Raw genomic sequence first — 14971 nt, 5'->3', positions numbered from 1 at the left:
GTTTTATTTCCTGATGGCAGAGCAGGCGATTTCGCCGCCGGTTAAGGTTAAGAATAAAAACTCTGTGCCAGTGAGCTGACCAGCAGTTGCCAGCCATCGACCAGCACAAAGAGCATCAGCTTAAACGGCAGCGAGATGGTCGCCGGTGGCACCATCATCATTCCCAGCGCCATCAGCACGCTGGCGACCACTAAATCGATAATCAGAAACGGAATAAACACCGTAAAACCAATCTGGAACGCGGTTTTCAGCTCACTGGTCACATAGGCTGGCAGCAGAATGCGCATTGGCACCGCTTCCGGGCCAGCGATCGGTGGGGTATTCGCCAGCCGGGCGAATAACGCCAGGTCCGCTTCGCGCGTCTGACGCAGCATAAATTCACGCAGCGGCTGCACCCCTTTATCAATCGCCACTTCCATGCTGATCTTGTCCTCGCTAAACGGCAGATAAGCATCCTGATAAATTTTGTCGAACACCGGCGCCATAATAAAAAAGGTCAAAAACAGTGCCAGACCGAGCATTACCTGGTTTGGCGGCGCTGACGGAGTGCCAAGCGCATTGCGCAGCAAACCAAAGACGATGATGATGCGGGTGAAACTGGTCATCATCAGCAGTATTGCGGGCAAAAAAGTCAGCGAAGTGAGAAAAACCAGCGTCTGCACCGGCAGTGACCAGCTTTGTCCACCATTGGCCAGCGGCTGGCTGACCAGGCCCGGAAGCTGGGCATATACCTCTGGCGTCAGCATTAACAGTGGCAGCAGTGATAACAGTCGACGAATCATTGCGATTTTCCGGAGCGTTTCAGGAACGTCTGTAGCAGGTGACGAAAATCTGCCGTTGCCACCGGCTCAGACTGTAGGTCCGGCGCTTTTGGCGGCAAGGTATGCAGATGGGTAATGTGTTGGGCGGTAACACCCAGCACCAGACGCGCATCGTCCACATCAACAATCACCACACGCTCACGCTGGCCGATGCTGACGCTGGCGCTGACGTTTAGCGACTGGGAGCTGACTCGCCTGGGCGCAAAGCCACAGCGCCGCGCCAGCCAGGCGCAAGCGAGGATCAGTAACACAATAAAGGCCAGCACCGAGCTGACCTGCGTCAGCATCGAACCCGCGGAAGGCACGGCAGGCGAGGACGGCATAGATTGAAGCGGCTGGGTGCTGCTTTTCATTTATCGGCTCAGACGACGCATGCGTTCAGAAGGCGTAATAATATCGGTGATGCGAACGCCGTATTTATCCGCGACTACCACCACTTCACCCTGGGCAATCAGGTAGCCGTTAATCAGGATATCCAGCGGTTCACCGGCCAGCCCATCCAGCGCCACGACAGACCCTTGCGACAGGCGCAGCAACTCTTTAATGGTCATTTTGGTACGACCCAGCTCGACGGTCAGTTTGACCGGGATATCCATAATCAGATCGATATCCTGCAACGAACCGGCAATATCATTATTTTCAAAGGACTTAAAGACGTTATCCGTTGACGGCGAGCTGGCGGATGCTGCTTGCTCATTCATGGCTTCAGCCCACAGATCGTCCGCAGACGCGTTACCGTCGGCTGGTTTATTACTGTCAGTCATGGGCCTGTTCCTCATTCAGCGAGTTCAAAATTGGGTTAATCAAATGTTCCACACGCAGCGCATATTGACCGTTCAACGTGCCATATTGACTGGTTAATACCGGCACGCCATCGACGTGGGCGAGAATGCGATCGGGCTTTTCAATCGGCAGCACGTCACCGGGTTTCAATTGCAGAATGCGCGACAGGCGTAATGAAACATCGGCAAAGTTAGCCACTAATTCCAGCTCCGAGTGTTGAACCTGTTTGACCAGCGTTTCGCGCCAGCTCTGATCTTCCTGGCGCGAGTTTTCCAGCGGCGGGTTGACCAGCAGTTCGCGCAGCGGCTCGATCATGCTGAACGGAATGCAAATATTAAATTCACCCACCAGATTGCCAATCTCCACCTGGAAGGGCGTCGTCACAACAATGTCATTCGGCGATGTAGTAATATTGGTAAACTTCACCTGCATTTCCGAGCGCACATACTCCACTTCAAGTGGATAAATCGCTTTCCAGGCGTCACTGTAGCCGTCCAGCGCCAGCTTCAGCATGCGGCGAATCACCCGCTGCTCGGTATGGGTAAATTCACGACCTTCAACTTTGGTCGGGAAGCGTCCATCACCACCAAACAGGTTATCTACCGCGATAAAAACCAGCGCAGGCGAGAAGACAAACAGCGCGGTGCCGCGCAGCGGTTTCAGGTGCACCAGATTCAGGTTGGTTGGCACCGGAAGGTTGCGGGCAAACTCATGATAAGGCTGAATTTTAATGGCGCCGACGCTGATGTCCGGGCTGCGTCGCAGCAAATTAAACAATCCCATGCGGAATTGTCGCGCGAAGCGTTCATTAATGATTTCCAGCGCCTGTAAGCGTTCACGAACCACGCGGCGCTGGGTATTGGGATCGTAGGGACGAATATCGCTTTCGCCCAAACCTTTAACTTTTTCGTCTGCGGTACTGTCGCTGTCGCCGTTAAGCAGCGCGTCGATCTCAGCTTGCGAAAGAATGTTATCGCCCATCGAATCACCTCAAAATAAAGGCGGTAAACAGCACATCGTTTACGACCTGTGGAGGTTGACCCTCAACCAGTGGCGCTGCCAGCACCTGTTTGATCTGCGTCATCAGATCCTGTTTGCCCTGTTCACTCATCAGTGTTGATGCATTCTGACGCGAGAGTAGCAGCAGTAGTCGGCTACGCACTTCAGGCAGATATTCGTTCATGCGGCGACGTGTCTCTTCATCGGGCAGGCGCAGCGTAAAGCCGATATACAGCACGCGATCGGCATCGCTGGTGGCATTGACCAGGTTCACGGTAAAAGTATCAAGTGCAAAAAACAGAGGGGCGGCTGGGGGCTGTTTTTTTGCCGTGGTTTCTGTGGCATCAGCGGGTTTTTTTATCATTCGCCAGACTGCATAGCCTGCCACGCTGCAAGCGGCCACTGTGACAATCAGTAACAGCGGGATCATTATTGAACGTTTGCGGCCTTTGGCTTTCGCGATATCAGACATTTTTGCAGTAACTTCCTGTGAATTAGATGGGCGACGCCAGCCGCAGAGCCAGGTCAGATTATCCCGCGTCTTTTGTCGTTCAATAGCCAGAAAAGACGCGAGTTTTACTGCTAGCTTCGGCGTTTGCCGCTATCAGGCGAAAATATCAACAGCGTTGTTGCCGATCGCGCGTGCCTGAAGGGTGGCCGGAACGGCAATCGGCGTTATCTCGCCATCGTTATCCCGCGTCCTGCCAGAGTTACCGCTGGCGTTGCCACCTGACTGTTGCTGGCCGCTGAAAGAGTGGCTCTGCGCAGAGGCATCACTGCTGACGTTGCTCTGCGCGAGATAAATGCCGCTCTCTGCCAGCGCAGTACGCAGTTGCGGGATGGCGGCCTCAAGTGCGGCACGCACCTGGCTGTGACCCGAAACCATATTCAGCTGCGCCTGGTCGTTATCCAGTTTCAGGCTGATTTGAATCGATCCGAGATCCTGCGGATGCAGGCGCAGCTCAGCATTTTGCTGGCCGTTACGGTTGAACATTACCACCTGCTGGCTCAGTGCCTGCTGCCACTCCGGGCTGCCCAGCTGCGAATTCAGCTGCGGCGTGGCAGGCGCCATAACGCTGGCCGATGCTGTCGGTGTCAGCGGCGTACTGGCGGCGCTGAGGGGGGCGACAGTCGGCAAGCTGGTCGGCTGACTCTCTGTCGATTGCTCTTGCTTAATACTGCTTAACGCCTGCTGAAAGAAAGAGCTGGCCGACAGGCTGGAGCGGGTATCCATGCTCGTCTGCGCGGGCGTGCTGTTACGGGTCAGGCTGCTCAACAGCGCGTTCAGACCGTGCTGTTTACTGCCGTCAGTTTCATTGTCAATGCCGGTACTGCTGGCGTCGTCAGGGTTTGCCGCGGTGAAATCAGGCTGAGCCGGCGTTGGTGGCAGCATGGCAAACAGCGCCTGTAACGCCTGTTTATCACCGTCGGTTAGCTCCGCTGGCTTAAGCTGCTGGTGATCATCGGCGGATTCTGGCTGGACTTTACTCTTTTCGCTTTGTAGCAGTGCATTTAACGCTTCTGGTTTATCCAGCGCGGCAAGCAGGGTGCTGAGTTCGCTGGCAGGCAGCGATTTTTCCTCGCGACTTTGCTGCCCCGGCAGTTTGGCAGTTGCGCCTGCGTCAGTGCCGGATTGCTGTGCCAGCGTTAACAGGCGGTTGCCCAGCAGAGTCAAAAACGCCGGCGGCATAGCGTCACTGGCGGTTAAATTGTTGCTGACGGCGCTGAGTTCGACGCTGGTATCAGCGCTGACCGCCGTCGGAAGTGTTGGCAGCGTAATCATTCGCCTTTCCTCAATGATGCCCGTTGGGCAAATTCATCCATCCGTTTCTGGTCGAGACGGTTTTCTTGTAGTAATGCCGTCGACAGAGCACGGGCTTGCAGAGTTTCGTAAGCATGCAGCCGCTGCTGTTTATCGCGCCAGCAGCGCAACGCCTGCTCCAGTTTGCTGTTCCACTGCGCCAGCTGATGACGATGCTGCTCAATTGCGTTTTCCAGCGTCAGAATAAACTGGTGATAGTTGTGCCAGCGGGTACTGGCAATGCCGGACGACATATTGCTGTTAAGCTGGTTGCGATATTCGTGCTGGTAGTCGAGCAACATAGAGAGCTGATCGTCGGCCTGCTTATGCGCGCGCCGCACATCGCCCAGCTGCTGCGTGGCTTTCTCCACCTCTTTTTGCGCTAAATCGCGTAGTGTCTCAATCGCCGTGCTTTGCTTTGCCATACTGGCCTCACCTGAACTGTTTACGCTGAAACGAGCAATGCTGGCCGCTGGTGATGGTTAACCAAAAATGGCCTGCAGATGCAGTAAGGCATCGTCGTAACTGCTGCGCTCGAAAATGCCCTGCTGCAGAAACGCTTCCAGTTCCGGGTAAAGCCTGATGGCTTTATCCAGCATCGGATCGCTGCCAGCGGCGTAAGCGCCGACGCTGACCAGATCGCGGTTGCGCTGATAGCTGGAAAGTAACTGTTTGAACTGGCGCACTTTGGCGTAATGGTTTTCATCAATCAGTGACGTCATTGCACGGCTGATCGACGCTTCAATATCAATTGCCGGATAGTGGCCCGCTTCAGCCAGACGGCGTGATAGCACGATATGACCGTCAAGGATGGCGCGCGCCGAGTCGGCAATCGGATCCTGCTGATCGTCGCCTTCAGTCAGTACGGTATAGAAAGCGGTAATTGAACCGCCGCCATCGATACCATTACCGGCGCGCTCAACCAGCGCGGGTAGTTTGGCAAATACCGACGGTGGATAACCTTTAGTGGCGGGCGGTTCACCAATCGCCAGCGCGATTTCACGCTGCGCCATGGCATAGCGCGTCAGGGAGTCCATGATCAGCAGTACGTGCTGACCACGATCGCGAAAATCCTCGGCGATGCGGGTGGCGTAGGCGGCACCCTGCATACGCAGTAGCGGAGAGACATCGGCGGGAGCAGCGATCACCACCGCGCGCGCGCGTCCTTCAACCCCAAGAATATTCTCGATAAAATCTTTCACTTCGCGACCACGCTCACCGATCAGCCCGACGACGATCACATCGGCTTTGGTGTAGCGCGCCATCATACCGAGCAGCACGCTTTTACCGACGCCGGAACCGGCGAACAGCCCCATGCGCTGGCCGCGTCCGACGGTGAGCAGGGCATTAATCGCGCGAACGCCGGTATCCAGCACATCGGTAATTGGCGTGCGCTGTAGCGGGTTGAAGGGCGGGGTAATCAGCGCTGCCCGGTAGCCGGTTTCTGGCGAAGGCAGGCCATCCAGCGGACGCCCGCTGCCATCCAGCACTCTGCCGAGCAGCTGCGGGCCGAGTAACAGCTGTTTGCCACTGTGCTGGCTGTCTCCGCTCACGCGGGCAAAAACCCGCGCCCCCGGCAGAATGCCTTCCACTTCTTCCAGCGGCATCAGAAACAGCCTCTGGCCGTTGAAGCCAACCACTTCGCTCTCAACTTCGGCCACCTGCTGGCCGTCGTAGCGTTCAATGACGCAGGTAGCGCCAAGCGGCAGTTGCAGGCCGGTGGCTTCCAGCACCAGCCCGGTGGCGCGGGTCAGGCGGCCGTAGCGGCGTACCGTTGGCAGCTGGCTAAGGCGTTGTTCAAACGCGTCGAGTGCGCCGAGCCAGCGTGAGAGACGCGAGGTCATTACAGCTCTCCCGGTGCAGCCAGACGGCACAGTTCATGCCAGCGGGTGGCGATGCTGGCATCAAGGTCGCCATCTTCAGCGCTGACCTTGCAACCGCCGGGATGCAGCGAGTTGTCGGCCAGTAAGCGCCAGCCGTGCAGAGTCAGCGTGGCGCCAAGCGTCTGCTCAATTTGCGGCAGATCGTCCGGATGAACCCGCAACTGTGGCTTACCGCTGAACATCGGCTCCTGCTGGATCATCTGTTGAATCTGACGTAAAAGTGCCGAACCGTCGACCGCGGTCGCCTGACCCAGCACCTGACGCGCCGCCTCCAGCGCCAGCTGCATCAGGCGTGCGGCAATCACGCTGTCCAGCGCTTCCAGCGTATGCTGAAACTCGGCAACCAACTGCTGCATTCGCGCCTGTAACGGTGCCTGCTGCTGTTTTGCTTCCGCCAGACCTTGCTGATAACCGACGTCATAACCCGCTTTTTTACCGTCGTTGAAGCCTTTCTGCTGACCTTCAGCGTAGCCTAAGCCCTGAGCTTCATTGCGCACCTGGGTTTGCAACAGTTCCAGCTGGTTCTGTTGCAGATCACTCTCTTCAGCTTCGACCTCAGGGGCGGTATATTCCTCAACCGCTGGCTTTTCCGGCTGCGCGAAGTCGTCAGGCTGCCAGGTTTGCCACGGGCGGGAAGAAAAGGCATCAGACATACGTTTCCTCGCTGCTGCCAATCACCATCTCGCCACTTTCTGCCAGACGACGAACAATCAGCAAAATCGCCTTCTGCTCGTTTTCCACTGCGGACATACGCACCGGGCCACGGTTGGCGAGATCGTCGCGCAGTATATCGGCAGCGCGCTGCGACATATTCTGCAGGAATCTCTCACGAAGCGGTTGTTCGGAACCTTTCAGCGCAATCAGCAACTGTTCGGACTCCACTTCCTGCAACAGGCGCTGGATACTGCGATCGTCCACCTCAACCAGATTTTCGAACAGGAACATCTCGTCGATAATTTTCTGCGCCAGTTCGCCATCGAATTCGCGTACCGCTTCGATAACCGCTTCTTCCTGCTGGGTTTTCATCAGGTTGATAATTTCGGCTGCGGTTCTTACGCCGCCCATCTTCGCGCGCTTGAGGTTTTGACCATCCAGCAGGGTGTTCAGCACTTCGGTCAGTTCAGCCAGCGCGGCAGGCTGCACGCCGCCAAAAGTGGCGATACGCAGCATCACATCGTGGCGTAAACGATCATCGAACAGCGCCAGAATATCGGCCGCCTGACCCCGTTTCAGGTGCACGAGGATAGTGGCGATAATCTGCGGATGTTCGTCGCGAATCAGGTCGGCTGCGGCCTGTGGCTCCATAAAGTTAAGTGTTTCCATACCGCTGGTGGTTTCACGCGTTTCGAGAATATCTTCCAGCAGGCTGGCCGCGCGCTCTTCGCCCAGTGCCTTAATCAGCACAGAGCGCAGATAGTCGTTAGAGTTGATGCTGAGCGCGGCGTACTGCTCGGCATCGGCTTCGAACTCGCGCAGTACCTCGGTCAGCTGCTTATGCGAAACCTGTCGCATATTCGCCATTGCCGCGCTGAGATGTTGCACTTCGCGAGTGTTAAGATGTTTAAACACCTCAGCCGCACGCTCTTCGCCAATCGTCATCATCATAATGGCGCTTTTTTCAGTACCGGTCAGACTCATAGTTCGTTACTCATCCATTGGCGAATCACCAGCGCTACGACGCGTGGATCGTTCTCAGACATATCGCGAATGCGTTGGCTCAGCAGCTCAGCACTCATCCGCTGCTGTGATTTACGATCCAGATCCTGCTCATCTTTGCTCAGCGTCACCGAGAAGGCCTCTTGCTCCTCCTGGCGCTGAAGCTGCTGGGCGCTGGCCTCCGCACGGGCTTTTTCTTGCTGCTGTTTACGCAGCAGCTGCGGGCGTACCAGTTTGCGGTAGAGAATAAAGGCCACCAACAGCACCAACAGCCAGCGTCCGGCACTCATCAGCTGATCGAAGAACGACTGCTGTTGCCAGAAGGGCAGCTCGCTACCATTGATATCGCTCTGGGTAAACGGTGAGTTGACCACGTTGACGCTATCGCCACGCTCGGTGGAGTAACCCATTGCTTCGCGGGTCAGATCTTCAATTTGTTTAATTTGTTGTTGATTCAGCGCGATCGCTTTGCCCTGATCATCGGCACGATAGTTCACCACTACCGCCACCGAGAGGCGTTTGACGTTGCCGACATTCATTTTGGTATGCAGGATCGTACGATCAACTTCGTAGTTGGTGGTGTCATCCTTACGGCTGTTGGAAGGAAGAGTACGCTCACTGTTACTGTTACTGTTACTGTTACTGGTATTGGTGGTGCCATTATTAGCATTAGCACCCGTGTTATTGTTGGCGTTAGCCGCAGTATTATTGTTGTTATTTGGTTGGGTAACCGGAGCTGCATTGGCAGGGGCGGGTTGATTCGACAGCGCGCCCGGCACGCCACCTGGATACTGTCCACCCAGTTGTTCACTGACGCTGCTTTGACGTGAACGGATCGCCGCATTGTTGGGATCGTTGTTCGGTTTATACTGCTCATTGGTTTGTTCGCGGCTGTCAAAATCAATCTGGGCGGTAACCTGAGCATGTACGTTAGTCTGGCCGACAATTGGGCCAAGAATCGCCTCAATACGCTGCTGATAGCGGCTTTCTACTTCAGTGGTGTACTTAAGTTGTGCATCATTGAGATCGCGTCCAGCGCCGTCCGCATGCGTCAGCAGTCGGCCAGCCTGATCGACCACCGTCACATTACCTGGCGGTAAGCCGGCAACGCTACTGGAGACCATATGCACCACGGCACTGATTTGACCTTCATCCAGCGCTCGTCCCGGCTGCAAATTCAGCGTGACTGACGCAGAAGGCGACTTCTGTTCGCGCACAAACAGCGTCGGTTTAGGCATCGCCAGATGCACGCGTGCGCTTTTTACCGGCCCGAAGGTTTCGATGGTGCGTGCCAGCTCACCTTCCAGCGCACGCTGATAGTTAACCTGTTCGCTGAACTGGCTGATGCCGAATTTTTCTTTATCCAGCAGTTCAAAGCCGACCGCGCCGCCTTTTGGCAGTCCCTGTTGGGCAAGCCGCAGCCGCAGTTCATGGACTTTTTCCGCCGGCACCATGAGCGCACCCCCTTTGTCCTCAAAACGGTAGGGGATATTCATCTGGGTCAGCTGGGTAACAATTGCGCCGCCATCTTCATCAGTAAGGTTATTATACAGAACGCGATAGTCGGGGGCTTTCGCCCACAGAATCATGGCAATAACCACGGCAATGGCGGCGGCTGCGGCGATAATAAGGGGAATGCGTGGGTTTGCGCGCAGGCGAACCAAAAGGTCATTGAAGCCTTTCTTTTCAGCTGAATCCTGAGTGGTAGCATTCATGACCGATTCCTGCCTGACTGATGACCGGACTGTTTCACGTGGCGTGGTAGCAAAACTGACTCCCTGATGCGGCTTACAATAAAAGTTCCACCTCGATGGACGGCCATTATTTTCTGATTCGTAAAATTCGATGGGCTGATAAGCCATAGCTTTTGCGCTTATTTGCGGGCTTTGTCCGATTGACACTGTGATAAGTTTGCTGTCGTAAAAATCATCCGTTATCCAGTTCGAGGTAAAAATGGCTATTCAGGGCATTGAAAGTGTGGTGCAGCAATTGCAGGTGGCGACGCTTCAGGCCAGCAATAAAAGCACTGACGCGGTCGCGCAGGCAGATTTTGCCGGGCAGCTGAAACTGGCATTGAGTAAAATCAGCGAGACGCAGAGCGCAGCACGCAGCCAGGCGCAGGACTTCGAATTGGGTAAAGCTGGCGTGTCTCTGAATGATGTTATGGTCGATCTACAGAAATCTTCTGTTTCAATGCAGATGGGGATTCAGGTGCGTAATAAGCTGGTATCGGCGTATCAGGATGTGATGAATATGCAGGTTTAGATGTTATAACTTACTGTAATTTCGATAATTAATATTTATCCTGTATGACTTTGGGGCATCAGTGGGGCAAACTCGTTCAGTTTTGAGTTCATCAGGCTTAATTGCGCGTCATCATTTTCAGTCATCCACGCCCCATAAACCTGATAAACCATCTGTGCGTTAGCGTGACCCATTTGGCTTGCTATGAAATTAGGGTTAGCTCCGGCTGACAGAGACCAGCATGCATATGTGTGTCGGGATTGATATGCTTTGCGAAGTCGCAAGCCGGCCTTAATCATGGCCGCTCTCCATGTTTGGGATATCGATGTCACTGCGTAATAATCGTTGCTGGAATGGTTTACGGCATTCACCTTAGGATTGAAGATAAATGTTAACTCTTCCTTTTCCGACTTGCCGTACTCCCTGCCAGCAATTGAGACTGAAATGCTCTTCCTCATCCTCGTCAGTTCCATTTGGTCACGAAGGACATCACGAGCAGCCTCAATCAGATAAACGGTCCTGAATCCCGAGTCAGTTTTGGGTGGAGTAAAATCGCCATTCTTTGTCAGATTGCGATTAACGCTAATCGTCCACTTCTTCAGGTCTATGTCTTCCCATGCAAGCGCGCATAACTCACCGTGCCGAAGCCCTGTGTAAACAGCCAGTGACCACAGGTTTCTGAGCTGTCGCGTTTTCATTGCGGAAATAAGCCTGTGGAATTCATCTCGGTCAACCGGATCTGGTTTCTTTTTGTCTTTCTTAAGCCTTCCCAATGCTGACATTGGGTTGCGCTCAATATATCCGTTATCGTGAGCGAACTTCATCATTGAATAGAGATCTGTCATACATGTGTTCACATAGGCCACCGACCGCCCGGTTTTAGTGACGGCATTATTACGCCCTTGGGTGAAACTTCCTTTCAGCAGGTTCGTCCTGAGTGCCTGCATAGTCTCAGCTCTAAGGCCTGAAACCATCTTATTAGCGCCGAGCAGAGAGATGGATGTGTTTACACGCGTCGTGTATGAACCGTGGGAGTTTTTTGATATCTCAGTTTCCTTAATCGCAAGCCATTTTTTAGCGAGCTCTCCCACCGTTAAATCCAGGCGAGAAACACCAAAACGGCTTAGATTCGATGAGTTCGGAAACTGCCTGGCGTAGTCGAAGGTGCCTACCTTAATCGAATAAGCCACATTAGCCCGCAACTCACCAGCCGCCTTTCTGTTTTTGGGCGTATCAGATACGCCCAACCCTTCACGAACCCTTTGCCCCTGGTACATGAACCAGATACGCAGAAACCCTCCATGGTTTTCCACTCCTGTCGGATAATTCACCTTCATTTAAACCTCCATAGTCCAATAAGGCTGGTCAGGTTATGCTGTTTTCCTTTGTAAAGCACCAGGCTGTTTCTTTGCCTGCTGACCAATCCATAAATCGATAGCCTTCCTGTTATACATGCACTCGCTGTTGGGCTTAGGCTCGCCAACCGGTGAGAACAGCAGGTATTCACGCCCCTGGAGCCAGGCATTTTCACGAGCTCTCTTAATGGTGCCCGGGCGTAGGCCGGTGGTTGCGATCAGCAAATCTTCAGTTACCCAATCACTCGGAACGAGCTGGATTACATTTTCCATATTGACCTCTGTTTATCGTCTGGCGAATAAGCCGGTGATGATGATTACGAATACTGCAGCTATGAGAATGTGGGGAAGGGTGATCATTTGGTTAGCATCGAATTAAACGCCTGGCTCATTTCGGATTTATATCGATTTATGTCGTCGTCCATATCTCTGAACGGCAAAGCCTTCCTGCTGCGTTGCAGTGTGTAACCACACCTCGCCATATACCAAAGAAAAGTATCCACCACGTAGATGTGACCATCGCGGGGATTACCATTATCATTGGCGTTATGGATGGTGTTATGCATCGCTTTGAACAGGTCTTTCTGGTTGTGGAAGTCGCGAAATTCAGGTGGCAAATACTCACCCGACTTTAGCCATTCGACTAATTTATCGCTCATAATCTCTCCTTCAGAACGCCATTAATCACACCAATGCACCATAGCAAATCGACGAACCGATATGCCGGTTCGATCCGCTTATAGTGGGCCTGAATGATTGGTCTACTGATGTTGTCGCGGTTAACTTTGGGATTGGCCTTGATGGCCGAGGTGATTTCCTGATTGCACTGCTTTGCTACTGCGCGGAGGGCATTACTCTGTTCTGGCGTCATGATCCATCACTCCATTACAGAACTCTCCGCTGGCTAATAGCCCACATCTCGCGCTGATGGTCAGCGCAGCACTCCGGGCAACAGTAGCTGGTGCCTGGCTGTGATGGCTCACCGCAGTCCGCGTTTCTGCATACTGGTGATGGCGGCTCAGGTAGCTTCCTGTTCTTCAGCGCCAGTTCACGTTCCCATTCTTCACGTTCAAATGCTTCGTCTGCGATATCACACATCGGTAACTCCTGATTTGGGCAATAAAAAACCCCGCCGAGGCGAGGTCTATTTGTTTGTTACTGGCCTAGCTTTTCTTTCTGCTCTGCCACTCTTCAGTTTCAAACTTATCAAACACCTTCCTGCAGTCAGCGCATTTCCAGTCGCCGGTATGCTGTCCGCCTATTTTTTCCTTGATGATATTATCTGAACCACAATGCGGGCATTTACTTGGTCTGAATTCCTCACTCACTTTCCTTCCTCCTTCGCATAAACCGGGTCAGTTCCCCGTGGATATTTAGACGACTCCTGACGGTAAAATTGCAGCCGCTCGACAAAGTAATCCTGCAGATGTGCAGGCTGCTGATTCTGAACCTCAAATGCCAGCACCGGCAGATTCATCCGCTCTTTGTATGCCACACCAGACGCGGCTAAGTCCACGTTAATTCGCTCGCGTTGTTCTTTGCTTCTTGCTGCTAAGTTATGAGACATGGGTGTCCTCCTTATCGGAGTATACCGTCAGTCGGGGAGGGTGGTTAGTGTGCTAATAGATAATTATGTAAGCGATGAGAGACCAGAACAGGGCGCAGAGTATGAACACTGCCAGCCATGCGGTTCGTTTAGTCATTACTCCTCCGATAGCTCAGGCGGCAGCACTGCCGGGTGCGTGTACAGCGCAACAGGGCGAACCATGACAGGTTCATGCTTGACGTAAACAGAGAACTGTTTCCCAAGATTATTTAAGTTACGCTCTGAAATCCACGCCACAGGTTCCTGCGCATCCCGGCGCTTTAGCTCTGCCTCTGCCGCCATTAGCCGTTCGTTTAGCCCCTGGCTAACTTTGTAGTGAAGGTCGCGGCTGGATTGTGCGTTGTCCCGCTCACGCTGCGCCACCTCCAGTTCTTCAATCGCGCCGATCAATGCCGTGAAGAACGCATGTTGTTTTCTGTCGGCAGGGTGTTCATAGAAACCCTGCCACTCTTCCAGTTCATCTTTCAGCCAAGCCAGGTCGATATCATTCATGATTTAACCTCCAGACCTGCGGCGCGAAGTACTTCACGCATAGCCGGATACGCACTGGCTGGATAATCTGCACGGTTCCATGCACGAACTACTTCGGCCAAGGTAGAATCAGTCAACTCAACCACCGGCAGCACTTCCGGTGCTGGGTGGTTGAATAGAACTCGCTTTCCGGTGCAAGGAAAATCACCCACGATCATTTTATCGAATTCGGGTTTGGAGTAATCGACCCGCCCCTCTAAAACTTCGACTTGATAAATCGGCTGCTGCTCACCCTTAATAGCGTTCAGCTCTTCATGAATGCGGTGACGTATCTCTGACTCTTTGTCGAGGTCGGCGGTAAGCTCTTTGACTTGGGCTTCTGCTGCTTCCAGTTTGTCGAATAATTCGATGATGGAATCTGGTGTAGCTAATTTGGCAAGAAGCGCTCGTGCTTCTCTTTCGGTACATACAATGGGGAATAACGCCAGGCCTGCTGTAGCTTTCAGATTTTCTAGGTCGCTCATGTTTTCTCTCCCGCAAGGAGTTTTGCGGCGTAGGCTTTAGCCGCCTCTGCCATTAGCACATACAGCTCTTCGTCTTCTGGCTCAACTAAGCCGAAATTGTCATTACAATCCTTCGCAAACCCTTCAACTGCCTGCGCCCGCACTTCGTTCAGGATGACGTCGGTGTTGTCAGACTTGATGCAATTCAGAGCGTTAATGAAACCGCCATACTCCATATTGGCGCTAACTTCCGTGTCTTTATCGAACCCGACAACCTTAGCCCATTTGCGAAGCTCTGCATTCTCAGCCGCCAGCGCCTGCACCTGCTCATTCAGCCTGGCGACCTCTGCTGCGTGGTCTTCGTATTTAACCCACGAACCTGACTCGTTTTCTTCGAAGTCGTAAGAGCTTGGTCCGTATACCTCATCTTCGTAGCGTGTAATACTCATCTCATAGCTCCGTTATTTAGTTTGAACGAGCACTCATGGCTCTTTGTGTAGCCAGCCGTTGCGCCTGAGATTCTCAAGCAGCCTTCTGTCACCGACTTCATCAATGGAAAGACCGGTCAATTCAGCTATCTGCTCGTTGGAGTGGGTAAAAAAAAGAGCCAGCATTTGCTGACTCCAGCTGTCGGGGTAGGGGATTAGGTGTCGGTGCCTGCTTAATGTGAATTTGCCTTTCGGCTTTCGGCGGTTGATGCCTTTAATTTTCTTCACGCCCAGCTGACGGGCTTTCGTAAGAACTGACCGCTCACTTCTGTCTAATTTTTTCGCTATTTCACGCGGATAGGTATAGTTGGATACCTGCCTTATGTAGCTTTCTTCATATTCCTGCCAGCGCTCTGCCACG

At 53.5% G+C, this 14971-nt stretch carries 23 protein-coding genes; 1 reads left to right on the top strand and 22 read right to left on the bottom strand.

Annotation, left to right across the window (positions count from 1 at the left end; genetic code table 11):
• Positions 1–47: 47 nt before the first annotated feature.
• The 11 genes from fliP to fliF form a co-directional block, all read right to left on the bottom strand.
• Positions 48–779: a flagellar type III secretion system pore protein FliP gene (gene fliP, locus RIN69_RS14170; RefSeq protein ID WP_313857748.1), complete on the bottom strand. Its 732-nt coding sequence runs from the start codon at positions 777–779 to the stop codon at positions 48–50.
• Entirely contained in the window at positions 779–1174 is a 396-nt protein-coding gene (gene fliO / locus RIN69_RS14165; RefSeq protein ID WP_313852575.1) for a flagellar biosynthetic protein FliO, read from the bottom strand. The genes fliP and fliO overlap by 1 nt, the downstream gene beginning before the upstream one ends.
• Positions 1175–1585, bottom strand: a complete 411-nt coding sequence (gene fliN / locus RIN69_RS14160) for a flagellar motor switch protein FliN (protein ID WP_313852574.1) — start codon at positions 1583–1585, stop codon at positions 1175–1177.
• Positions 1578–2585 (bottom strand): flagellar motor switch protein FliM, encoded by a 1008-nt coding sequence (gene fliM / locus RIN69_RS14155; protein WP_313852572.1) that lies wholly within the window; start codon positions 2583–2585, stop codon positions 1578–1580. The genes fliN and fliM overlap by 8 nt, the downstream gene beginning before the upstream one ends.
• Positions 2586–2589: 4 nt before the next feature.
• A complete protein-coding gene (fliL, locus tag RIN69_RS14150; protein ID WP_313852570.1) occupies positions 2590–3075 on the bottom strand; it encodes a flagellar basal body-associated protein FliL in 486 nt (161 codons plus the stop codon).
• Positions 3076–3207: 132 nt separating this feature from the next.
• A complete protein-coding gene (locus RIN69_RS14145; RefSeq protein WP_313852568.1) occupies positions 3208–4386 on the bottom strand; it encodes a flagellar hook-length control protein FliK in 1179 nt (392 codons plus the stop codon).
• Positions 4383–4829, bottom strand: coding sequence for a flagellar export protein FliJ (gene fliJ / locus RIN69_RS14140; RefSeq protein ID WP_313852566.1), 447 nt, complete (start codon positions 4827–4829; stop codon positions 4383–4385). Before fliJ ends, RIN69_RS14145 begins: the two co-directional genes overlap by 4 nt.
• Positions 4830–4886: 57 nt before the next feature.
• Entirely contained in the window at positions 4887–6248 is a 1362-nt protein-coding gene (gene fliI / locus RIN69_RS14135) for a flagellar protein export ATPase FliI (protein ID WP_313852565.1), read from the bottom strand.
• Positions 6248–6940 carry a flagellar assembly protein FliH gene (fliH, locus tag RIN69_RS14130; RefSeq protein ID WP_313852564.1) on the bottom strand — a complete coding sequence of 231 codons (693 nt, stop codon included), beginning with the start codon at positions 6938–6940 and terminating at the stop codon, positions 6248–6250. The genes fliI and fliH overlap by 1 nt, the downstream gene beginning before the upstream one ends.
• On the bottom strand, positions 6933–7925 hold the full coding sequence (fliG, locus tag RIN69_RS14125; RefSeq protein ID WP_313852563.1) for a flagellar motor switch protein FliG: 993 nt from the start codon (positions 7923–7925) through the stop codon (positions 6933–6935). Before fliG ends, fliH begins: the two co-directional genes overlap by 8 nt.
• Positions 7922–9658: a flagellar basal-body MS-ring/collar protein FliF gene (gene fliF, locus RIN69_RS14120; RefSeq protein WP_313852562.1), complete on the bottom strand. Its 1737-nt coding sequence runs from the start codon at positions 9656–9658 to the stop codon at positions 7922–7924. The genes fliG and fliF overlap by 4 nt, the downstream gene beginning before the upstream one ends.
• Before the next feature lie 238 nt (positions 9659–9896).
• Here fliF and fliE point away from each other — a divergent pair, with 238 nt between their 5' ends.
• A complete protein-coding gene (gene fliE / locus RIN69_RS14115; RefSeq protein ID WP_313852560.1) occupies positions 9897–10208 on the top strand; it encodes a flagellar hook-basal body complex protein FliE in 312 nt (103 codons plus the stop codon).
• 35 nt (positions 10209–10243) lie between these two features.
• Here the strand turns inward: fliE and RIN69_RS14110 are convergent, their stop codons facing one another.
• The 11 genes from RIN69_RS14110 to RIN69_RS14060 all read right to left on the bottom strand — a co-directional run bounded on the left by RIN69_RS14110 (position 10244) and on the right by RIN69_RS14060 (position 14970).
• Positions 10244–11524: a tyrosine-type recombinase/integrase gene (locus RIN69_RS14110; RefSeq protein WP_313852559.1), complete on the bottom strand. Its 1281-nt coding sequence runs from the start codon at positions 11522–11524 to the stop codon at positions 10244–10246.
• 33 nt (positions 11525–11557) lie between these two features.
• Complete coding sequence (gene xisR / locus RIN69_RS14105) at positions 11558–11815, bottom strand: excisionase family protein (protein WP_313852557.1); 258 nt, start codon at positions 11813–11815, stop codon at positions 11558–11560.
• 83 nt (positions 11816–11898) lie between these two features.
• Positions 11899–12201, bottom strand: a complete 303-nt coding sequence (locus RIN69_RS14100) for a hypothetical protein (RefSeq protein ID WP_313852556.1) — start codon at positions 12199–12201, stop codon at positions 11899–11901.
• Entirely contained in the window at positions 12198–12413 is a 216-nt protein-coding gene (locus RIN69_RS14095) for a hypothetical protein (protein ID WP_313852555.1), read from the bottom strand. Before RIN69_RS14095 ends, RIN69_RS14100 begins: the two co-directional genes overlap by 4 nt.
• A gap of 292 nt (positions 12414–12705) precedes the next feature.
• Positions 12706–12870, bottom strand: a complete 165-nt coding sequence (locus RIN69_RS14090) for a hypothetical protein (protein WP_313852554.1) — start codon at positions 12868–12870, stop codon at positions 12706–12708.
• On the bottom strand, positions 12867–13109 hold the full coding sequence (locus RIN69_RS14085) for a DNA polymerase III subunit theta (protein ID WP_313852553.1): 243 nt from the start codon (positions 13107–13109) through the stop codon (positions 12867–12869). The genes RIN69_RS14090 and RIN69_RS14085 overlap by 4 nt, the downstream gene beginning before the upstream one ends.
• 52 nt (positions 13110–13161) lie before the next feature.
• Entirely contained in the window at positions 13162–13245 is an 84-nt protein-coding gene (locus RIN69_RS14080; protein ID WP_313857747.1) for a YmiA family putative membrane protein, read from the bottom strand.
• The gene (locus RIN69_RS14075) at positions 13245–13640 is read right to left on the bottom strand and encodes a hypothetical protein (protein ID WP_313852552.1); all 396 of its coding nucleotides are present in this window, start codon (positions 13638–13640) and stop codon (positions 13245–13247) included. The genes RIN69_RS14080 and RIN69_RS14075 overlap by 1 nt, the downstream gene beginning before the upstream one ends.
• Positions 13637–14143 carry a hypothetical protein gene (locus RIN69_RS14070; protein WP_313852551.1) on the bottom strand — a complete coding sequence of 169 codons (507 nt, stop codon included), beginning with the start codon at positions 14141–14143 and terminating at the stop codon, positions 13637–13639. The genes RIN69_RS14075 and RIN69_RS14070 overlap by 4 nt, the downstream gene beginning before the upstream one ends.
• Positions 14140–14571: a hypothetical protein gene (locus tag RIN69_RS14065; protein ID WP_313852550.1), complete on the bottom strand. Its 432-nt coding sequence runs from the start codon at positions 14569–14571 to the stop codon at positions 14140–14142. The genes RIN69_RS14070 and RIN69_RS14065 overlap by 4 nt, the downstream gene beginning before the upstream one ends.
• A gap of 33 nt (positions 14572–14604) precedes the next feature.
• Positions 14605–14970 carry a hypothetical protein gene (locus RIN69_RS14060; RefSeq protein ID WP_313852548.1) on the bottom strand — a complete coding sequence of 122 codons (366 nt, stop codon included), beginning with the start codon at positions 14968–14970 and terminating at the stop codon, positions 14605–14607.
• Position 14971 lies beyond the last annotated feature (1 nt).

Origin of the sequence: Winslowiella toletana, from assembly GCF_032164335.1 — a bacterium.
GTDB lineage: Bacteria > Pseudomonadota > Gammaproteobacteria > Enterobacterales > Enterobacteriaceae > Erwinia > Erwinia toletana_A.
This window is presented reverse-complemented; position numbering and strand designations above follow the sequence as displayed.